20 protein-coding genes, 1 tRNA gene and 1 pseudogene are annotated in these 18572 nt (G+C 62.6%); 13 read left to right on the top strand and 9 right to left on the bottom strand.

What is annotated here, in order from left to right; translation table 11 throughout:
• Positions 1-674: 674 nt before the first annotated feature.
• Positions 675-797: pseudogene (locus AC1DGP_RS06385) on the top strand (transposase); the annotation flags it as partial.
• 791 nt (positions 798-1588) lie between these two features.
• Positions 1589-1804, top strand: coding sequence for a hypothetical protein (locus tag AC1DGP_RS06380; protein ID WP_476831858.1), 216 nt, complete (start codon positions 1589-1591; stop codon positions 1802-1804).
• Between the two features lie 1381 nt (positions 1805-3185).
• Here AC1DGP_RS06380 and AC1DGP_RS06375 read toward each other — a convergent pair.
• On the bottom strand, positions 3186-3467 hold the full coding sequence (locus AC1DGP_RS06375) for a hypothetical protein (RefSeq protein ID WP_476831857.1): 282 nt from the start codon (positions 3465-3467) through the stop codon (positions 3186-3188).
• A gap of 38 nt (positions 3468-3505) precedes the next feature.
• On the opposite strand from AC1DGP_RS06375, the gene AC1DGP_RS06370 reads away from it, so the two are divergent.
• Together AC1DGP_RS06370 and AC1DGP_RS06365 are read left to right on the top strand one after the other, a co-directional pair.
• Positions 3506-3667 carry a hypothetical protein gene (locus tag AC1DGP_RS06370; protein ID WP_476831856.1) on the top strand — a complete coding sequence of 54 codons (162 nt, stop codon included), beginning with the start codon at positions 3506-3508 and terminating at the stop codon, positions 3665-3667.
• A gap of 273 nt (positions 3668-3940) precedes the next feature.
• Positions 3941-4231, top strand: a complete 291-nt coding sequence (locus AC1DGP_RS06365) for a hypothetical protein (RefSeq protein ID WP_476831865.1) — start codon at positions 3941-3943, stop codon at positions 4229-4231.
• Here AC1DGP_RS06365 and AC1DGP_RS06360 read toward each other — a convergent pair.
• Positions 4116-4853 carry a glycine-rich domain-containing protein gene (locus AC1DGP_RS06360; protein ID WP_476831855.1) on the bottom strand — a complete coding sequence of 246 codons (738 nt, stop codon included), beginning with the start codon at positions 4851-4853 and terminating at the stop codon, positions 4116-4118. The genes AC1DGP_RS06365 and AC1DGP_RS06360 overlap by 116 nt on opposite strands.
• 97 nt (positions 4854-4950) lie before the next feature.
• Positions 4951-5802, bottom strand: a complete 852-nt coding sequence (locus AC1DGP_RS06355; protein WP_476831854.1) for a transposase — start codon at positions 5800-5802, stop codon at positions 4951-4953.
• Positions 5803-5952: 150 nt separating this feature from the next.
• Between AC1DGP_RS06355 and AC1DGP_RS06350 the strand changes: the two genes are divergently transcribed.
• The 5 genes from AC1DGP_RS06350 (at position 5953) to AC1DGP_RS06330 (ending at position 10151) form a co-directional block, all read left to right on the top strand.
• The gene (locus tag AC1DGP_RS06350) at positions 5953-6198 is read left to right on the top strand and encodes a DUF982 domain-containing protein (RefSeq protein ID WP_476831853.1); all 246 of its coding nucleotides are present in this window, start codon (positions 5953-5955) and stop codon (positions 6196-6198) included.
• A gap of 277 nt (positions 6199-6475) precedes the next feature.
• Positions 6476-6667 carry an ATP dependent DNA ligase gene (locus tag AC1DGP_RS06345; RefSeq protein ID WP_476831864.1) on the top strand — a complete coding sequence of 64 codons (192 nt, stop codon included), beginning with the start codon at positions 6476-6478 and terminating at the stop codon, positions 6665-6667.
• A 992-nt stretch (positions 6668-7659) separates the two neighbouring features.
• Positions 7660-7938 (top strand): hypothetical protein, encoded by a 279-nt coding sequence (locus AC1DGP_RS06340; RefSeq protein WP_476831852.1) that lies wholly within the window; start codon positions 7660-7662, stop codon positions 7936-7938.
• Positions 7939-8601: 663 nt separating this feature from the next.
• Positions 8602-8856, top strand: a complete 255-nt coding sequence (locus AC1DGP_RS06335; protein ID WP_476831851.1) for a hypothetical protein — start codon at positions 8602-8604, stop codon at positions 8854-8856.
• A 977-nt stretch (positions 8857-9833) separates the two neighbouring features.
• Positions 9834-10151: a hypothetical protein gene (locus AC1DGP_RS06330; protein ID WP_476831850.1), complete on the top strand. Its 318-nt coding sequence runs from the start codon at positions 9834-9836 to the stop codon at positions 10149-10151.
• Between the two features lie 322 nt (positions 10152-10473).
• Here AC1DGP_RS06330 and AC1DGP_RS06325 read toward each other — a convergent pair.
• Positions 10474-10550: transfer RNA gene (locus AC1DGP_RS06325), tRNA-Met, on the bottom strand.
• 315 nt (positions 10551-10865) lie between these two features.
• On the opposite strand from AC1DGP_RS06325, the gene AC1DGP_RS06320 reads away from it, so the two are divergent.
• Positions 10866-11213 carry a hypothetical protein gene (locus tag AC1DGP_RS06320; RefSeq protein WP_476831849.1) on the top strand — a complete coding sequence of 116 codons (348 nt, stop codon included), beginning with the start codon at positions 10866-10868 and terminating at the stop codon, positions 11211-11213.
• 37 nt (positions 11214-11250) lie between these two features.
• Here the strand turns inward: AC1DGP_RS06320 and AC1DGP_RS06315 are convergent, their stop codons facing one another.
• Both AC1DGP_RS06315 and mnmA read right to left on the bottom strand, forming a co-directional pair.
• The gene (locus AC1DGP_RS06315; RefSeq protein WP_441489575.1) at positions 11251-11889 is read right to left on the bottom strand and encodes a class I SAM-dependent methyltransferase; all 639 of its coding nucleotides are present in this window, start codon (positions 11887-11889) and stop codon (positions 11251-11253) included.
• A gap of 52 nt (positions 11890-11941) precedes the next feature.
• Positions 11942-13126 (bottom strand): tRNA 2-thiouridine(34) synthase MnmA, encoded by a 1185-nt coding sequence (mnmA, locus tag AC1DGP_RS06310; RefSeq protein ID WP_476831848.1) that lies wholly within the window; start codon positions 13124-13126, stop codon positions 11942-11944.
• Between the two features lie 239 nt (positions 13127-13365).
• Here mnmA and AC1DGP_RS06305 point away from each other — a divergent pair, with 239 nt between their 5' ends.
• The 3 genes from AC1DGP_RS06305 (at position 13366) to sciP (ending at position 15884) form a co-directional block, all read left to right on the top strand.
• The gene (locus tag AC1DGP_RS06305) at positions 13366-14826 is read left to right on the top strand and encodes a flagellar hook-length control protein FliK (protein ID WP_476831847.1); all 1461 of its coding nucleotides are present in this window, start codon (positions 13366-13368) and stop codon (positions 14824-14826) included.
• A gap of 11 nt (positions 14827-14837) precedes the next feature.
• Positions 14838-15503: a flagellar hook assembly protein FlgD gene (locus AC1DGP_RS06300; RefSeq protein WP_476831846.1), complete on the top strand. Its 666-nt coding sequence runs from the start codon at positions 14838-14840 to the stop codon at positions 15501-15503.
• A gap of 105 nt (positions 15504-15608) precedes the next feature.
• Positions 15609-15884, top strand: a complete 276-nt coding sequence (sciP, locus tag AC1DGP_RS06295; RefSeq protein ID WP_038359348.1) for a CtrA inhibitor SciP — start codon at positions 15609-15611, stop codon at positions 15882-15884.
• 84 nt (positions 15885-15968) lie between these two features.
• On the opposite strand, the gene AC1DGP_RS06290 is transcribed toward sciP, so the two are convergent.
• The 3 genes from AC1DGP_RS06290 to AC1DGP_RS06280 are packed head-to-tail and all read right to left on the bottom strand — an operon-like array spanning position 15969 to position 18412.
• Positions 15969-17804, bottom strand: a complete 1836-nt coding sequence (locus AC1DGP_RS06290) for a carbamoyltransferase family protein (protein ID WP_476831845.1) — start codon at positions 17802-17804, stop codon at positions 15969-15971.
• A 10-nt stretch (positions 17805-17814) separates the two neighbouring features.
• Positions 17815-17964, bottom strand: coding sequence for a DUF5989 family protein (locus AC1DGP_RS06285; protein WP_162835449.1), 150 nt, complete (start codon positions 17962-17964; stop codon positions 17815-17817).
• A gap of 13 nt (positions 17965-17977) precedes the next feature.
• On the bottom strand, positions 17978-18412 hold the full coding sequence (locus tag AC1DGP_RS06280; protein WP_441489570.1) for an SxtJ family membrane protein: 435 nt from the start codon (positions 18410-18412) through the stop codon (positions 17978-17980).
• Between the last annotated feature and the right edge of the window lie 160 nt (positions 18413-18572).

Here is an 18572-nt window from a genome sequence, read left to right as displayed (position 1 = left end):
GGCGTGTTCTTGACGATCGGCCCCAGGAGACCAAACCGGCGAACCCGCCTATCCCGGTCTTTCGCCCACGTCCCTGAACCATTCAGAGGCGAAGACGAAAAACAGCGACCGGGAACGTCCCGACGCATCTCCACAATACGAAAGCCGGGTGGCCGATCAACCTCAATCACCGCGCCGGGGCCAATTGTCGACCCCCTGTGGCCATCAAGCCACATCTACGTTACCTGCAGGCCGAAGAATTATAGAGATAACCAGACACGGTACATGCCGCAGTCCGGCGTCATCAGTGAATATAATTGATATATAAAAGATTAATATTCCAATTAATGCTTGGATTTCGCCCAGTTAACTTAGTAATCAGCTAGAATCGAATCTCAAATCCGGCAAGCCTAGGCGGCTCTAGAGCCATTATTTGAGTCAAATACTTATTTACTCGGGCGGCGTATCATTGGCGCCAGAACAATAATGTTTCTTGTCAAAATCCTGTTAAATCTGATGCTTTAACAAGCCTGCGGTTGGCTCACGCAATAGACAATAACGTTATCGCTGGCCGCAAGTCCGAATCATGCAGTAAGCCGATCGGCAAACCTTGGTCAACGAGCTGAAGAAGGCGCTGCGAACGGGGTTCTGTCAGCGGACCTGGACACGGTGAGGCTGCTGCCGGGAAGCCTCCTCGCCGCAACGCTTCGAAGGAGACGGGTCGGGGCGGGAGCTCGAAGGTGGAGTTGCGGATACCGCGTGACCGGGAAGACACCTTTGATTCGAAGCTGATCGCGAAGTATCAGCGCCGCTTCCCCCATCACATTCCCCCGACGGCTCCTTCGGGATCGGAACATAGTTTGGATCGGATTGGAGAGCGTAGGCACCGTGCTATGGCTGTCCGTTGTCGACGCGAAGATTGAGCTATGCTCTGCCCGTCAGCTCTGGGCTGAGCGCGGCGTCGAATCAATGGTCAAGAATGCGAGCTTAATGCGCGACCACATCGGGAGAGCCGTCGAACGCTTCAGAAGCGCCGGCTCGCCATTCTACCTGTCGAATCATTGACACTGGCGCTTTCGAGTTTTCCTCAGGAGGATAATCAACTTCCGGATGGTCGATGGGCTTGCGGTTCGCAGGTTTGAACCGAAATTCCGCGCCCGACACGATTCGAACGTGCGGCTTTAACTCGAGGACAGTGTACCCAAATGCAGAAGGCCTGAAGGTCGGCTAACGGCCCGGGCTAACAACCGATTTTTCATGAACCAAGACGCCCGACTGCGGGACGCTGTCAAAGTCCCGAATGGGCCAGCCCAGTATCATCGCGGTGCCGATTTCTCCGCACAGGCCGCCAGGCCCCCGTCGGCCCAGCGCTTGCAGTAATCGCAGCGAAAGCGAAGCACGATCCACGGATAGTGCCGGTGATCCGTCTCTAGGGTCGGCGGAATGGTGGGCCTGATCGACATCGGAAGATGACATTTGACTCGCGCTCGAATGAGAACAAAATTAGAACAACCAAGCACCCCAAGGAGTCAAGCTATGCTGCCGTCGCTTACCTGCCCTATCTGGCCGCGAGGCCGAGCAGATCATCGCCTGCGGCGGGAATTTCGAGTTGAGCCGGGTCCAATTGAACATCGGCGAGGTGCAGAAGCTGGTTGTTTTCGATCCGCCCTATCGCCTGGCGAATGGCGAGGACTACGCCTTCTTCCTGCCGGGCGACGGCAAGCCGCAGCTCTGGCTGGTCGAGCAATCCGCCGGCGACCCTTGGCACTGGCTCCGCGAGGCACGGTGCGTCGGGTTCAATGACAACGAGGCGACGCGGCACTGACGATGCGGGGCGCGATGGCCATCACCGATACCCTGGAATGGTTGGCGGCTCGGCAGCGCGTGGCCGAGATCGAGGACGCGCGCCCTGGAAGCCCCGAAGCCAACGAATGGGCGGAGCTCGACTATGCGGCCTTCTGCTGGGAGGAGGACCACATGCCGCCGCTCATATTCGAACCTTGTCCCGTTCCAGAGCCGATGAGCCGATCCTTGATGCGCCCCGCAAGCCATTCGGCACCTTTCGTGAAGGGCTCGTTTTCTTGCACGAGGACGACATTGTTCCCTCCGCTAAACGCACCTTCGTGCGCACGGAACGGCTGCCGGCCATTCCAGGCCTCACTGTCCCGTCGCTCATTGCCAGCGTTTCGCTCCCGGGACTGCGCGCTGGCGAGGGCGCGTCCTGGGCTCGCGTCGAGAGTGTCGCTGCCGCAGTTGAACAACTTGCCACGCCGCGGACCCCCGCCGCCACACTCGGCACTCGCTCACCCGTGGTGACGTACGAGCCCCTCCGGCCGACGGCCGGCTAGCGGCCAAACCCAACACAGTGGGCGGTTGACCGCGCCGGCACCTGCTTCGCATCGCGGCATTGCCGCAGAATGGATTATGAAATGGAAGCCCTTACTGAGAGGGCACGCGCTCGTGCCAAAGCGATCCTGAACGCCGACGCCACAACCGGACGAGAGGCGCTGGCAACGCACCTGGCTGATTCCACAGATCTAGGGGTTGAGGCCGCAATCGCGGTCCTTGCTGCCGCTCCCGTGGAGCCGCATCTCGGGGGCATTCTCCGAAACTACCGCGCGGCCACGGGTCAGTGACGCAATCCCTAACATCACAGCGGTACACAGACCCGCTTGGGGCAGGTCGCAAAGTCACCGCAAGCGCGTCGGCAGAGCCCGCGTCTACCCCATAGTTGAGCTTTCCGGATTGAACGGCCTTGGAGACCTGTGCCAGGTCGGCCTCCGACGGTGTCATGCCGGCATTCGTGATAAGCGCGATCAGCACACGCTGATGGTGTTCAATGGCCTTCGGCGGAACTTTGGAACCGACAATGCCGAGCCCGGGGTTGGCACCGACATTTGGCGAATCCGCCGGCATGCCGGTGGGGGGGCTGGTAAAGTATGGGATTCTCCTGAAATGAGGGAAAAGCGTGCGGCCAGGCCGGCGAAAAATTGGTTCGTCGCTTTGGCAGGATCATCCGTTAGGATGATCGATACGCCGAATGATGACGTTGAAACTATTGAGCTTTAGCGCTCAAATGAGTTAGCCGAGGCGCGCCTGGATTCGTCCACCCCCCGGTGAGAGCCTCAGCTCGCCCAAGGGGGGCTGCCGGCGCGACATGGCGGCAGCAAAAGGTGAAGTCTAAACTGCTGCGTGAAACCGCGAGCCTAAGCCATCGATCGTCCAGCATTCTGTTTTGCCGCAGCCTTCGCCCAGCCGGCTTTCGCAGCTTCGGAGGCGCGGACGTTCGCGTTCTCGGCCGGCAACACCGCCATGGCAGCGCGTGCCGCCGCGGGCTCGATTTCGGTCATGAACGCGAAGTGACGAGCCATGGTTGGCGTGCGCTTTCCCTCCGCGGATTCAGTGATGGCCTCGTGCCTCGCTCGGGATGCTGAAACGGCGTCGGCTCTGGCGCGAGCAATCTGCGCCTGCTGTTCGTAGATATTCATTTCGGACTCCAGCCGCCTACGCGGCTCCCTTTCCGATCATGGTCAAGAAGGCCGCGAGCGCGAACGCCACCCCTACGCCGACAATCAACGTCAACGGCCTTGGCGCCAAGACGATCGTTGCCTGGCACGGCGGAGCGCTTGGCATCGGCGATCTGCAGGGCAACTCCTGCTTCGCGCTGCTCTATGACGGTACGAATTAACCAATCGCCAGCAGCGGGGCCTGCCCCTCGCGTGTGTTCATTCAGACGCTCCAGATTTGACGAAGGTTGCGCCATTGGGCTCGCGTCGCGTGTTGCGTCGCGGCAAGTCAATCGCCCATCGTAATGGGCGATTGCTTCCATGGACACGTAAACGATAGTAGGTTCGCGCGTTGATCGCGGTCCGCGAACCGTTACTTCGTTACCGTAATGAATTGTTTAGAAATAAAAGCCAACGATTGCCACCATGAAACGTTTTTGACGGGAGGCTTTGTTATGAGCGAGCTCGGTGCCGAAGACGTATTGGCCGAAAAGCTTTTCACCGTCGCGTTGCCAAGGGCTGCGCGAGCCGCCGCAGTTTTCGCATCGGTCTTTCTCCTCCCCATTTCGTTGCCCCACCTGGCTAGCGCAAAAATCGGCCTGGCGGGTTTCATCGCGATTCTAATGAGCATCAATGCGACCAGATGGATCGGAACCGCAGCTCTGGCCTGTTTGGCAGCGGTGGCCCTCGTTCCGCCAGACGTTTTCGAGCTGATGCATAAAGCGCTAACGCGGCTGGCGATCTGAATACCGGGAGGAAGTGGCGCCGTCGGTGACGGCCGTCACTAAGCCGCCATAGGGAGCGGAGCGCCGCCAGGGGCGGAGGCAGGTTCCTCAGTAGGTGATCTTGACCTGGCCGTTCGCGCCGATGCGCCCCTGGGTCAGCGGCCCGCCGCCACCACCGCCGCCACCGGGGGCGTTGCCATTGGAGCCGGAGCCCGAGCCGCCGCGCGGGCTCTGCCGCCACGACCACCGACTGACGCGGAGAAGTAGTTCCGCCTTGTCCGCCTGTTATGTTTTCGTCGCCGCCGCTGGAGTTAGTCGGAGCGCCTCCGAGTGCACCATTACCGCCTGACTGGCCGCCACCGCCGCCCGGTGCCGTGTAGGCCGAGGCTCCGACGACGACGGATGTCGCCCCGCCCGCAGTGCCATCCGCGCCGACGGCCGGAGCAGCAGCCGACGTGCCAACCGTGATCGGGATGGTCTGGCCAGGCGCCACGGCAACGAAGACGGAGAAGTACGAGCCGCCCGCGCCACCTCCTCCGGACTGCGCAGTGCCGTTACCGGAACCACCTCCGCCACCCGCCCCCCATCCCTCGACCAGCAGGGAATAGACGCCGGCCGGGACCGTAAACGTCGTGCTGGTCAAGAAGCGCTCAACCTACCTGCTTCGCACCGGGCTGCATGAGCTGGAAAAGCCCGTGCCGATTTACGGCCTGATCAGCCTGGAAGAAGCCGCTTTCTACTCATTCTTTTTTCACGCGACAGCGCCTTCGTGCGCATAGGAATCCAACATGTCTGACATGCGCGCCCGCGCCATTATCGAGGCCGTCGACAAGATGGGAAAGACGTTCGACTCGATTGCCGGCAAGATGAAGGCGGTTGACAAGGCCGCTGCTGCGTTGGGCAAAGCGAACGGAATGGCGAAGATGGGCGCGGAAGTCGACGCTGTCGCCGCGTCCTTCGCCAAGCCCCCACGTCTTCAGCGGCGAGCTCTTCTTCGAGATCCGCAGCAGGATCCCGGCGGCCTCGACCAGCGCCCAGCGGATCCCGGCATCGCCGCACTTCGAGATGCCGCGATCCCGATCGATCTCTCCCGACTGATAGCGCGAGGGCGTCAGCCCGAAATGGGCCGGAACCGAGCGCGATCGGCCGAAGCGAGCCGGCTCGTCGACGCCGGCCCGGAAGCTCAGCGCGACCATCGGACCGACCCCGGCGCCGTCATCAGCAGCTTGCAGGTTTCGTCGCTCTCGGCCAGCCGCCCCATCGCTTTGTGCAGATGCTGGAACTGCTCCCGCWGCACCCGCCGCACCTCGAGAAGCGGCTCGATGATCAGGCGCAGATGCGGAGACTGTTCGCCGCGTCTCGACGCAGATCACGGGAAACCCCGCGCTTGCCAGGCCGCTGTAGAGCCACTGCGACAGTGGTCCGGCCTCCAGCCCCACCCGCTTGTACGGCCCGCCGATCGCATGAAGCAGCTCGCCGATCGCCTCCGGCTCGCTCTCGACCTTGCTCTCCCGGATCAGCTTGCCGCCCGCATCCWTGACGCAGACGCTGGTGGTGCGAACAGACACATCAAGACCGACGAACAGCTCCATGGYAGGCCTCCTGACCGGTTGGATCGATGGAGCCTGACCGGAAGACCGCTCTCCGTCATCCCGTATCAACGGGCGGCCGGAGCCCCAACAACCCGATCTTTTTGCATTCGGGCGTCTGGCTTTTCCGATCGATCCGTTCAGAATGCTCCGATGCCGCTGAAATGGTTCAACCCTCCTGTGATCGTCCGGGGCGACCGGGTGGAGGTGACTTATGCTGTCACCAACGCCGAGCGGGCTGGGGAAGCCCTGCTCGACTGGAAAACACTAGGCGCAGGCCCGAAGTGGCAACACGCTGCGCGCGCATGCTTGGCGGCAATCCATGGCGAGGGGACTGCTGACGACGCGCGGGAAGCCTTCGAGGAGGCCGCGAAGGAATGCGGGCGGCTTAAGGAGTAGCAGTACCGAGTGAGTCGCGGGAGAGGCGCTGCCGTTCCGTTCAATCGTCGCAATCCCAAAGGTACATGCGGTCGAAAGGACCGAGAGGATCTTGAGCGAGTGAAATAGTAATCACCACGCGGAACCGCTGGTTCCGCCATGGGTTCGCTAGGCGTGTTGATGCTCTCAACCAGCGTCGATACGGCCTAGGAGAAGCCCCGCGTACAACCCACCCCCCAGCCGGCGGGGCTGCTCTTCGCCAGTGGAGTAGCAGTTGTGCGCGCGCGTCATATCCTGCGTGTTGGCCCCGTGGCCGAGACGGTCCGCGGACCGGTCAGCGAGGCGCGGGATGCGATGGGTAAAGCCGACCCTGGTTGCCGAGATCGAATTCCGAGGCTGGACCACGGACCAGAAGCTGCGGCACGCGTGGTTCAAGGGGCTTCGGGAGGAGGCGGACGCCGACGATGTTCTCCGCCTGGAAAGCCAGTAGCCCCGGCTATTCCTGATACGGCTTGTCGCGTGACGTGAACGAAGCGGATCACAGTCTACCGCCGCATATTATCTGAGCCGCCGACCCTGACGCACCGCAAGGGTCAGGGGGGCTTCGGTAATACGCGGCCCCGGCGCAGAACGCCGCCGCGATAGCGAGCACAGCGATTTCGACGAAGCGGATCATCAGCAGGAGTGTACCATGTCAGAATTGGAATTGCGTCTGCGTCATTGCTCGCCTCCCAGTGCGCCGATCCTGCCGCACGGTAACTGGCGAGTCTACGGCATTCGCTGCCAAGATCGCGGCTAATCCTGCCAAGCCCCTCTCGCTCAGCGACGCGATCGACCTCTACAGCGGCCTCACCACGGTAATGGACGTGGTCGGCGCTCTCATGTGTCAGCCTCGTTTCCTGAGTGACCACAATCCGGGTGATCCGGCAAATCCTCGAGGGCGTTCGACCGCCTCGCTAAGCTCGCGCTGTCGCGTGAGGCGCGGGTGAGCCGACCATAGCCGCCGCGCTATCTCTCACAGAGGCCCGATGAAGCCGCGGGAATTTCCCGCTGATGTCTGCCCCTGATCACTCACCCGCCGGTTCCTCAGGGAGCTGGCGGGCTCTTTTCGTGCTCGTAGGGGTGCGCAACGAGCCAAGCCTAAAGCGCCGAAACGAGCCGGATCAACTCGGCTTCCTCCGGCGTATCCTCAAGGCAGCCCGTCAACTGCTCGACGCGCTCGACGGCGCGGAAGACGTCCAGTCCATTCATCCAGGGGACCGGCGTGTGCGTTAGATTGGAGGCTTCTCGAGCTTGACGTGATCGGGTTTGGGCCGCAACCCGCAGCGCTTGCACTTCAGACGTTCATGCAGAGTGCTAAGTGGCTGCTCCCCCATCAGTCCCGGCAGCTTCCGAAGGTCCACGACGCGGTCGAACCGGCATTCCTCGCAATGGATGGACAGATCCGTAGCGCCTTCAAACATGGCGTCCTGAACTGTTTCCATGGCCGCACCTCGATCAGAACGGAATGTCGGGATCGTCTGGGGAAATCGGGACCCTATCGCGCGGCCCGAGCGCGCGCACCCACTTCCGGAGGGTGCTGGGATTGGCTGGCCGCTGCTGCGGCTTCGTCGCCGGCTGGGCATGCCGACGCGGGCGCTGCAAGAGTGGATCGTCTTGAAGCGCGTCAACAAGGCGGGCGAAGGCGACGATAACGCGAGCACGATCGAGCCGCTAAAGCCAGAGGCGCCGGAGAAGCCACCCAAGGAAACGCTGTTCTAGCCCAGCTTTCCCTGCCACCAAGCCACGAGCAGCATCGCGATCATCGCGAACGCTGAGAGGGCCATTTGGCCGCTCGATGGGCCGAAGCTAAAGCGCACTGCTAAAGCGCACTGATACTACCCGGGCGGTTCGCTCACGACGCTCACCTGATGAGCGGAAGGACTGTCGCTGCAGCGATTACAACGACGATCGCCGCCCGGATCAGCATCCCATGACAACGGGTAATTGTCTCGTCGGACGATTTTGACTGCGCTTCCATGAGCAACTCCTCCACGCGGCAAGACAGGCTTGCGCGAACGCGGGGGAGCAACAAGCGGAAACGCGTTCATCGGGCGCGAACGGTTAGCCTCCGTGGCTCAAACGGCACACATGGCACAGCACGGAATATGACGCCGCTGGCGCTCCACTTGACCCAGCGCGCCAGCGGCACCCAACCTATCCAAGGTCCGGCGGGCTCCGTTTTGTGGTTCGCGAATTGGGCGGAATTCCAGCGCTCAGACGTCGGCATCCACAGCGTGGCGCGGGTCCCTAGCCGTCATGCCCGACCGCGGGCCGGGACGGCCGCTCGATCCGTGAATGACATTGACGGTGCGTCCCGTCATCCCAATATCATCTAGATCGCTTATGCGGAGGCTGACGGACTCTTGGCAGGGGATAATGCCCATGTCGGATCGGCTTATCGCGATAGTTCCGGACGCCGGACGCGCGGCCCACTACGCCGTCAACCTCGCGCTCGATGCCGACACGCTCAACGAGCAATTGTTCGGCGTCGGCATTTGGCTCGCCGAACGGCACATTCCACACCAAGCCAAAGTCAGCATGCAGCCTGCCCGGCATCGCATTCGCGTCAGTTTTTCTTCAGAGCGCCAAGCCCACGCGTTTCATTTAAAATTTGGCGGTGAGATCGCCGACGATTGAATGTGGGCGGACCTACTACCTCGCCGGTGTGACCGTGGATGTATCGGCACGCGGGCGGGTCGCGGTGGATAGCCATATTCCACATATCGTGACCCAGTTTCGCGGCGGTTGTTTGCGCGCAATTCGAAGCTTGACTAGCGTTGGAAAGCTGACGCTGCCGAATGTAGCGATTGGATTCTCATCGCGTGGGTGAGCGCTGCGAATGCGCATGTGCAAGTGAACGCCTAATCCCTTCACCGGATCGAGTGAGAAGGGCAAGACATAGTGCACGGTCAGATCACTATAGCCGCCACGGACAACTAAGAATCTTTCTCTATCGCCGGACCAGACATTGCCGAGTGATTGGAAGTCAATTTGAGTGCCGATTCCAAGCGATAATTTATACCGTTCGAATGAAAATCGTCCGTCTACGCGTTCCGTCGTATGAAATTTAGGGGCGGTATCCCCATCGCCATTTCCTTCGCAAGTGAAGCAATGGTCTGAGAATGTTACAAGAATCTTTCTCTCAATTCCGCTGGCGTCTGCAACGGTGAATATCCTCTCGTCTAAATGAGATAAGGAATACTCAACGCCGTCATGGACAAACGCTCTTCTAGCGGCCGCGTCTCGCGCCTTCCCCAACGCAATTCTCGGTCCCATCGTGCGGCATGCCGGCCCGTGCGGCGTCTAGTCGTCCGCCTTTGGACAGGCCGGCGCGGTCAAGTACGAGGTATCATTAAAGCAACTAATTTGTAAAACAAGCAACTCATTACAAATGATTTTGATAATTGACGTCAAACGTCGTCAGTTTTGACGTAAAACGTCGATATTGTGAATTTACTGAAATTACCTATTGCGAATCCCTAGAGGTTCGTGCGTCATTAGCTCGTCGCGCCATGGCGGCGCTTTAGCGATCTGGGGATATGGCTATGAATAAGCATGTTGAGGTGCTTGAGTTGTAGGATAATACCTATGAATACAATCAGGCGGGCGGCACAGTGCTTCCTGCCGGGCGCTACGACCTCGAGATTGTCGAGAGCGCCTACGAGCCCGACGCGGTGGGCAGCGCCATGCAGCTGCTACTCAAGTGCCAGGTCGGTGGCGGTGAATTCGACTGCTGCCCGCTCGATCTGGAGATGGCGTTGGAAGGCGAGGGCCAGGCCGACGGCCAGCGACACTTCGCGGCGCTTCGGCGGGCCGTGGGAGTCCCCAATCCCGAGCACACCGACGAGTTGAGATTTAAGCGATTTGAGGTGACGCCGGGCGTTGCCAACGGACGCAATGTTATCCGCTCGTATGGCGAGGGGGGAGCCTAGCCCGATGAAGACGGACGCCGAGCCGCGGGGCTGGGGGGCTTTAACATGGCCCGGCGTCCTCCGCCGCATCGCTGTGACGGTCGCGCGATGTGCTGGGGCGACGTGTTCGAATTAGGGCGGTGGGTGGCGGGTTTTCTTTCAGCGGAACGCCGCGCGACACGCGGAACTAGCGTGAATCCGTGTTGCAGCGTGTTGCATGGACTCAATTGCAACACTCGAAAACAGGCGGAATCGGCGGGAATCTGCAACGTGTTGCAAGTCGTTCGAGGCGTCTGGTTTCGCCTCGCTTTTCTCTAAGTCTTTGATCTTTCTTAGAGAAAGTTGGTAGCGGGAGAGGGACTCGAACCCCCGACACGCGGATTATGATTCCGCTGCTCTAACCAGCTGAGCTACCCCGCCCCAAGACCAGCGACAATGGCGCCAGCGGCTTGCGATGGCGCGGATATAGGGGGCACAGCAGTGAGCCGTCAAGCCTGCTGGTGCATGCTTCACATCCTTTACACAGATGCGGGCGGCTTTCCCGGAGGCAGACATGGCAATTGTCCAGGGTCCGCCATGCATTCCTGCAATGACGGGACGCTTGATCCCGGCCAAGCCATGCCTAGCTCACATGAAAGGGGTACAAATGTTGGTCATCGCTGGCTGGGCTGCATGTTGCTGCCGTTGCCGCAGTGCGCTGTCGCTCGCGAGGCCATGATCCAGGAGTCCTCGCATATGAGCTCGCTCGTACAAGAACAGTTCAGCTTCTCGATGGGTTTGAAGCTGCTCGCCCGAAGGAGCCTGCTCGCTGCCGCAGCTGTGCTATCGCTGGTGACCGCGCCCTTTGTGATGATCACTCCCGCCGCGGTGCAGGCTGCCGAACCCTGGCAGCAATCCTGCGCCTACAAGACCCAGTTCGGCGTGCTCGGCTCGGGCATGGGGATTGCCGCCGATTACTGCACGCGTCTGAGCTTCTGCCAGAGGATGGCTGAGCAGAACGATCCGAATATGGTGCAGAAGGGCTGCTTCGGCTTTGCGCCGCAAGCGGCGAACGCGCCGGCCTCCTCCAGCAAGTATCGCTGAGCGCAGGTTTCGCTGAGTAACTGCGCTCGGCCGGGCTTCAGGCCTTTGCCGGGCGCTTTCTCAGTCTGACGACCTTGAAGTAGCCCTTGCCGACATGGACGGTGTCGTAGCGGCCTGTCCGCGCGGCCCAATCCGTCAGCCGACGGACCTTGAAATCCGTGCTCCAGCCGATCGCCTTGGCGATCGGCGCGAGCGCGGCCCAGAGCGGCGCTGTCAGCGCACTGTCGTCGACCAATCGGCTTGAGATGATGATCTCGCCACCGGGCTTCAGGACGCGGTCCATTTCATCGAGTGCCTGTTCGGGGTTTGGCACCAGTGTGATGACGAACTGCGCCGTCACAGCATCGAAGCGCTCGTCGCCGAAGCCGAGGCGGCAGGCGTCCATCACCATCAGCCCCTTCACATGCTTCAGTCCCTGACTGGCGACCTTGCGGTTGGCCACTTTCAGCATGTCGAGCGAGAGATCGGCGCCAAGCACACGGCGGTCCGGCGTGAAATAGGCAAGCGTCAGGCCGGTGCCGACGCCGATCTCGAGAATATCGGGGCCACAGGCACACGCGGCCGCAACGGCTTCGCGCTGGGCGCGGGCGAGCAGCCGCAAATAGACCTTGTCGTAGAACTTTGCCCAGGTGGCATAGACCCGCTTCTGGCCTTCGAGGTCATAGGTCACAGGCATAGGGCAGCTCGACTGGATCGGAGTGGCGTGGGTGGGGGAGGTGGAGCCGCAGTCACGAGGCTGCGAGGGCAAGCTCGAGCCGGGCAGCCGCAGCCTGGGCTGCAGGCGAGATGATGGTGCCGCCACCCAGGACACGCGCACCGGATCCGGCATGGTCGTAGATCACGCAGGCCTGGCCGGGAGAGACGCCTTCCTCCTCGCCCGCGAGCACGATGATGAGGCCAAAATCGTCACGCAGCAGCCGGGCTTCGCGCGGGGCGCGGGTCGAGCGGACACGCACCGCCACATCGAGGCCTTCAGGCGGCAGGGCGTCCAGTGCGACATCGCCGATCCAGTTGAGATCGCGCAGCCGGACTTCACGCACGCCGAGAGCCTCGCGCGGTCCGACGACCACGCGCGCCTGTTCGGCATCGAGCCTCAGCACATAGAGCGGTTCCGTCGTGCTGATCCCCAGCCCCTTGCGCTGTCCGACAGTGTAGCGAAGGACACCTTCATGGCGGCCCAACACGCGTCCATCGAGATGGACGATGTCGCCGGGGCGCGCAGCACCGGGCTTTAGCCGTTCGATGACGTCGGCATAGCGGCCATTCGGCACGAAGCAGATGTCCTGGCTGTCTGGCTTGTCGGCGATGGCCAGGCCGAGCTCGGCGGCAAGGGCGCGGGTCTGAGCCTTGTCGATTTCGCCCAGCGGGAAACGCAGCAGGTCGAGCTGATCCTGCGTCGTCGCATAAAGGAAATAGCTCTGGTCGCGGGCTTCGTCCGCGGCGCGAAAGAGGCCGCGATGGCCGTTGCCAAGGGCCCGGCTGACGACATAGTGTCCCGTCGCCAGCGCATCGGCGCCGAGTTCGCGGGCGAGCCCGAGCAGGTCGCGGAACTTGACGGTGCGATTGCACTCGACGCAGGGAATGGGCGTCTCGCCGGCGAGATAGCTCTCGGCAAAGCGCTCGATCACGGCGTCGCGGAAGCGGCTCTCATAATCGAGAACATAATGCGGGATGCCGATCGTCTCGGCGACGCGGCGGGCGTCATGAATGTCCTGTCCCGCGCAGCAGGCCCCGGCCCGATGGACAGCGGCTCCGTGATCGTAGAGCTGCAGGGTCACGCCGACGACATCATAGCCTTCGCGCTTGAGCAGGGCGGCCACCACGGACGAGTCCACGCCTCCGGACATCGCCGCGACGACGCGCGTCGCCGCGGGCGGCTTGGCGATGTCGAGGGAGTTGAGGGGGGAGGTCATGGCGAGCGGGATCATCCTGGCGAAGGCGACTATGTGGCGGTTCTATACCGGCTTTGACAGTGGCGGGCCAGTGAGCGATCGGCAAATCCTGCCGCCTCACCGGAGAGGGCAAGGCGAATCTTGCCGCGAACGGCCTGGGCATGGCTGCTACCGCCTTGAAAACAAAGGAACGGCGTCCTGGCGCGAGACTTGCTGCTCGCGGCCTGGGCATGTTCCTGCCCGCGGTCCGGATTTACCTGATGTCTGCCGTCTCCTCCTCAGTCGCCTCGCCCAATGCCGAGCAGGCTGCGTCGCGCCGCCGTGCGCCAGAGCGCGGCTCCGATGGTGCGGCCGCGCCATTCAGCCTGCCTGAGGGCGGCGGCGACCAGGAGGTGCCGGCCGCGGCGAAGGACGACGCCGCGGCGATGAAGCCGGAGGCAAGCGGCAAGGCCAGTGCGACACAGGAGCAGAAGGCAGCCGCCTCCGCGCTGGGGGCGATGCAGCCCGCGGTGCTGCTCAAGGGGACCACCGCGGTGGTGCCGGCGGCGGAGGCCAATGAGGCAGCTCCGACCGCGACCCAGCCCAAGCCGGATATCGGCGCGCTCGTCGCCATTGTCGTTGCCGAACAGGCCGCCGCCGGCAAGGCCGCCGTCGCGGGCAAACCTAGTGCCGAAGAAAATTCGACGGAATCCGAGCCAAAGGAAGCCGCCTCCGCTGACAAGCCTGTCGAGGCCGCTGTCGTGATGCCAATTCCCACGGCGGCGGCCATCCCGGTTGTCGTTGCTCTGCCGTTGGTCGGCGGCGACATCTCTGCGGCAGGCATCGGCAATGAAGCCGTTCCAGGTGGGACGAAGGCGGCTCAGGGGATTCCCGCCGGGATGGCGCAGGCAGCTATGCCGACCCAGATCATTGTGACAGCCGCCCCGGCTGCCGAGGCGCCTGTCATGGCTGCTGTTTCCGCAATCGATGCTGCCGCGTCGACCTCCGAAGGCGACGAGACCGGCAAGCCGGCGGAGAAACCGCATGCGGGACCGACGGTCGCCGCATCAAAGGAAACTGCGACCGGCCCGGCCAATACCACAGTCGCCGCGGGACAGACGCTCGCCGACCTGTTCAAGCCGGTTGAGGCCGTGCAGCAGGCTCCGATGCCGATCGAGCTGTCCGCGGTTGTGGCGCCGCCTTCCGGCAAACCGGAGGGCATTGCCGGTCTGCCTGATATCGACCCGGCCAAGGCGGCGCAGCAGCCTTCGGCCAGCATGCATCGCGGCATGGCTGACGGCCAGCCGACACCGCTCCATGTCGTCCCGATCGAGATCGGTCTGCGTGCCCTTGCCGGCAGCAAGCGCTTCGATATTCGGCTTGACCCGCCTGAACTTGGCCGCGTCGACGTCAATCTCGAGATCTCCGAGAAGGGCGAGGTCAGCGCAAAACTGGTCGTCGACCGTGTGGAGACCCTGCACCTGCTTCAGCGGGATGCGCGGACGCTTGAGCGGGCCTTCGAGCAGGCCGGTCTCAAACCCTCGGATAGCGGCGTCGATATCACATTGCGCGATCCGAACGATCAGCCCGGTTTCCGCCAGCAGCGGCAGGATGACGAGGCGCCGCGCCGTGCCCGCATCCAGCCTGATGCCGCCGAGCTCGGCGATGCCTCAGCCATTCCGGCGCAGCCTGCGCCCATCCGCCGCCTCGTCAGGCTCGGCGGCGTCGACCTCAGCATCTGAAGGGGCGGATCATGACCGTTTCCAACACCTCATCGAGCACCGGCACCGGCTCCGCTACCAATGTCAGCGGCGGCGGAAGCTCGATCGCCAATAATTTCGATCAGTTCCTGACGCTGCTGACGACCCAGCTCAAGAACCAGAGTCCGCTCGACCCGCTCGACACCAACCAGTTCACGGCGCAGCTCGTGCAGTTCGCCGGCGTCGAGCAGCAACTCAAGACCAACGAGACGTTGGGCTCGCTGCTCGGCCTCAGCGCCGCCAGTACGGCGACCAATGCGGTGGGCTTCATCGGCGCGACCATTACGGCCGAGGGCACGACGGCGCGGCTGAAGGACGGCGCCGCCTCATGGAAGCTCAACGCCCCGAGGGGCGGTTCCGCGACCATCACCATCAAGAATTCCACCGGTAGCGTCGTCCAGACCTTGACCAGAAACCTCGATGCGGGCGACCAGACCTACAAGTGGGACGGCAAGACCTCGACCGGCGTGAATGCGCCTGAGGGCGATTACACCATCAGCATCGATGCCAAGGACACCACCGGGCAGGCGATGACCGCCAAGACCCAGATCAGCGGTGTGGTCGACGGCGTCGACTTCACCAGCTCGATCCCGATGCTCAAGATCGGCACCATCAGCGTTCCGATCGACAAGGTGAAGACCGTGGTGCGGGGGCAGTGAGCATTCGTGCCGATACCGAAATCCGGCGCTATCGCTTTAGGCAATTCTTAAAGCCGCGGTCTTAAGGTCAACACAACTAGGTCTGTTGAGTTGTGTGAGTGTATCATGACCGAGCCGTTGCGACCGCGGGTGAAGTATGTGATCGGCCCGGACGGAAGTCCGCTGACGATTGCCGATCTTCCGCCAATGAATACGCGCCGCTGGGTCATCCGGCGTAAGGCTGAGGTGGTTGCTGCCGTGCGCGGTGGCCTGCTCAGCCTTGAAGAGGCCTGCCAGCGCTATACCCTGACTGTCGACGAGTTCCTGAGCTGGCAGATGTCGATCGACCAGCACGGGCTCGCCGGGCTGCGCACCACGCGCATCCAGCATTATCGTCAGTAAACCGGTGGAGCGGAGCGCTCGCGCTTTGCCAGATCGGTCCTGTCCGGGCACAAAGGGCGCGCTGCGAGGCGCGCCTTTTGCGTTTCAGTCGAGCTCGAAGGCTTCCTTGTAATCGAGCTTGAGGCCGGGATCCTGCACCTCCTTGCGGAGGATGCAGTTGCCGGCGACGAGGACCTCGATCTCCGACCCCATGAAGCAGCGGAAGGCGTCGGTGGCGTTGCAGATGATGGGCTCGCCGCGCACGTTGAAGCTCGTGTTGACCAGAACCGGGCAGCCGGTCAGATCCTTGAAGCGGCTGAGCAGCGCATGATAGCGCGGGTTGGTATCCTCATGCACCGTCTGGATGCGTGCGGAATAATCGACATGGGTCACGGCCGGAATGTCGGAGCGCGGCACGTTGAGCTTGTCGATGCCGAAGAGGGCCTTCTCGGCTTCGGTCATGTCGCGGCGGCGCTCTTTGCGCACATCGGCGACGAGCAGCATATAGGGCGAGTCCGTATCGAGCTCGAACCAGGTCCCGACATCCTCGCGCAGCACCGATGGCGCGAAGGGGCGGAAGCTCTCGCGGTACTTGACCTTGAGATTCAGCGTCTTCTGCATCGCCGGCGAACGTGGATCACCGAGGATCGAGCGGCCGCCGAGGGCGCGCGGACCGAATTCCATGCGGCCTTGCATCCAGCCGACCGCCTTGCCCTCGGCCAGCGCCTGCGCGGTGGCCTCGATCAGGGCGTCGTCACCAAGAACCTCGAAGCGCGCGCCGGCAGTCGTCAATTCGGCCTCGATCTCGGCTTGCGCGAAGCTGGGGCCGAGATAGCTGCCCAGCATTGAATCCCCGCCGCCTGGATTGAGCCTTCGCGGGTGGCCACCGAAAAGGTGATAGCCGGCAAGCGCTGCGCCAAGCGCCCCGCCAGCATCGCCGGCCGCCGGTTGGATCCAGAGGCCGTCGAAGACACCCTCACGCAGGAGCTTGCCATTGGCGACGCAGTTCAGCGCGACGCCACCCGCCAGGCACAGGTTCTTCTGGCCGGTTTCGGCCCGCACCGAACGGGCGAGGCGGAGCACGATCTCCTCGGTCACCGCCTGGATCGAGGCAGCCATGTCCATGTGAAACTGGGTCAACAACTGTTCGGGCGCACGCGCCGGCTGACCAAACAACGCGGCGAAGCGCTCGTTCGTCATGGTCAGGCCGGTGGCGTAGTTGAAATAGCTCTGATCGAGCTGGAAACTGCCGTCCGGCTTCAGATCCACCAGTTTTTCGAGCATCAGGGCAGCGTAGCGCGGCTCGCCATAGGGCGCGAGGCCCATGACCTTGTACTCGCCGGAATTGACCTTGAAGCCGATGTAATAGGTGATGGCCGAATAGAGCAGCCCGAGCGAATGCGGGAAGTGCAGCTCCTTATGGATCTTGAGATCGCTGCCCTTGCCGATGGCGAGCGTCATCGTCGCCCATTCGCCGACGCCATCCATGGTCAGGACGGCCGCGTCCTCGAAAGGTGAGGGGTAGAAGGCCGAGGCCGCGTGCGAGAGATGGTGCTCGGTGAAGAGCAGTTTCTCGGCATCGAAGCCGAGCGCGATCTTGCGCAGTTCCTTGCCGATGATGTGCTTCTGGAACAGCTTTTCACGCAGCCAGAGCGGCATCGCCATGCGGAACGAGCTGAAGCCGCGCGGGGCGAAAGCGAGATAGGTCTCTAGAAGTCGCTCGAACTTGATGAAGGGCTTGTCGTAGAAGACGACCGCGTCGAGTTCGTCCAATCCGCAGCCGGCAACCGAGAGGCAGTACTCGACCGCGCGATGCGGAAAATCGGCATCGTGCTTCTTGCGGGTGAAGCGCTCCTCCTGAGCGGCGGCCGCGATGGTGCCATCGACGACGAGCGCGGCGGCGCTGTCGTGATACAGACCCGAGATCCCCAGAACGCGCATGCGGGCCCGATCAGAACAGGGTGTAGACGAAGGGCGCCACAGCGCTGCCATGCGTCAGCACGAGCAGGCCGCCGAACAACAGGCTGATCAGCAGGATCGGGATCAGCCAGAACTTCTTCCGGGCCTTCATGAAGCGGAAGAACTCTCTCAGAAACGACATCAGTGCTGTCCCATTAGAATTGATCTTTCATCGAGAGCGGCTCTGGTCCCGGCGGATCGCGGTGGACCCAGTAGCTCGCGACTTCAGGCTTGCGCCGAAGTCTCAGGAAATCCTTGCCGAGAAGCCGGGCCAGCAGGCCGATCGGCGTGAAGACGACGAAGAACAGAAGTCCGAGGACGATCGGGTTGACGACGCTGGCGAGCAGCAGTCCGAAGCGGGTCCACAGCTTGTTCAAAGGTGCGAGCAGCGAAGCGCGCACCAGCGTGATCCCGAGAAAGACCGCGGCGATTCCGGCGAGCCATGGCCACGCTCGGCCGTGGTGCCAGCCATTATAGAGGGCCAGCAGCGCAAACACGCCGGTGAAGACGAACCCGAACGAGCGATCGCTCGATCCCTCGACAGCCCCGTGTCCGGAGCGGAATTCGTGATGCTCGCCTTGGCCTGCCACTCGGTTCTCCTCCGACGTTGCGTGCTGTCTAGACGATAATCGGGGTCGGAGGAAACGGGATTTGCCCGGTCTGGGCTCCTGAACGCCGGCCCGCGAGGCGGGCGACGGCTGCCGAGACACAGGCCCATCAACAGCATTCTTTACAGCCCGCTCCCGGAAA

The organism is Allobosea sp. 05T433 (genome assembly GCF_056396065.1).
Note: the sequence above shows the minus strand (reverse complement) of the source record. Positions and strands in the feature narration are given on the sequence as shown.

Excerpts from the sequence above, each read along its gene's own strand:
- AC1DGP_RS06375 (WP_476831857.1), bottom strand. The coding sequence starts at position 3,467 with ATGAATATCTACGAACAGCAGGCGCAGATTGCTCGCGCCAGAGCCGAC.
- AC1DGP_RS06370 (WP_476831856.1), top strand. The coding sequence starts at position 3,506 with ATGGTCAAGAAGGCCGCGAGCGCGAACGCCACCCCTACGCCGACAATC.
- AC1DGP_RS06365 (WP_476831865.1), top strand. The coding sequence starts at position 3,941 with ATGAGCGAGCTCGGTGCCGAAGACGTATTGGCCGAAAAGCTTTTCACC.
- AC1DGP_RS06350 (WP_476831853.1), top strand. The coding sequence starts at position 5,953 with ATGCCGCTGAAATGGTTCAACCCTCCTGTGATCGTCCGGGGCGACCGG.
- AC1DGP_RS06340 (WP_476831852.1), top strand. The coding sequence starts at position 7,660 with ATGGCCGCACCTCGATCAGAACGGAATGTCGGGATCGTCTGGGGAAAT.
- AC1DGP_RS06335 (WP_476831851.1), top strand. The coding sequence starts at position 8,602 with ATGTCGGATCGGCTTATCGCGATAGTTCCGGACGCCGGACGCGCGGCC.
- AC1DGP_RS06320 (WP_476831849.1), top strand. The coding sequence starts at position 10,866 with ATGAGCTCGCTCGTACAAGAACAGTTCAGCTTCTCGATGGGTTTGAAG.
- AC1DGP_RS06315 (WP_441489575.1), bottom strand. The coding sequence starts at position 11,889 with ATGCCTGTGACCTATGACCTCGAAGGCCAGAAGCGGGTCTATGCCACC.
- mnmA (WP_476831848.1), bottom strand. The coding sequence starts at position 13,126 with ATGACCTCCCCCCTCAACTCCCTCGACATCGCCAAGCCGCCCGCGGCG.
- AC1DGP_RS06305 (WP_476831847.1), top strand. The coding sequence starts at position 13,366 with ATGTCTGCCGTCTCCTCCTCAGTCGCCTCGCCCAATGCCGAGCAGGCT.
- AC1DGP_RS06300 (WP_476831846.1), top strand. The coding sequence starts at position 14,838 with ATGACCGTTTCCAACACCTCATCGAGCACCGGCACCGGCTCCGCTACC.
- sciP (WP_038359348.1), top strand. The coding sequence starts at position 15,609 with ATGACCGAGCCGTTGCGACCGCGGGTGAAGTATGTGATCGGCCCGGAC.
- AC1DGP_RS06290 (WP_476831845.1), bottom strand. The coding sequence starts at position 17,804 with ATGCGCGTTCTGGGGATCTCGGGTCTGTATCACGACAGCGCCGCCGCG.
- AC1DGP_RS06285 (WP_162835449.1), bottom strand. The coding sequence starts at position 17,964 with ATGTCGTTTCTGAGAGAGTTCTTCCGCTTCATGAAGGCCCGGAAGAAG.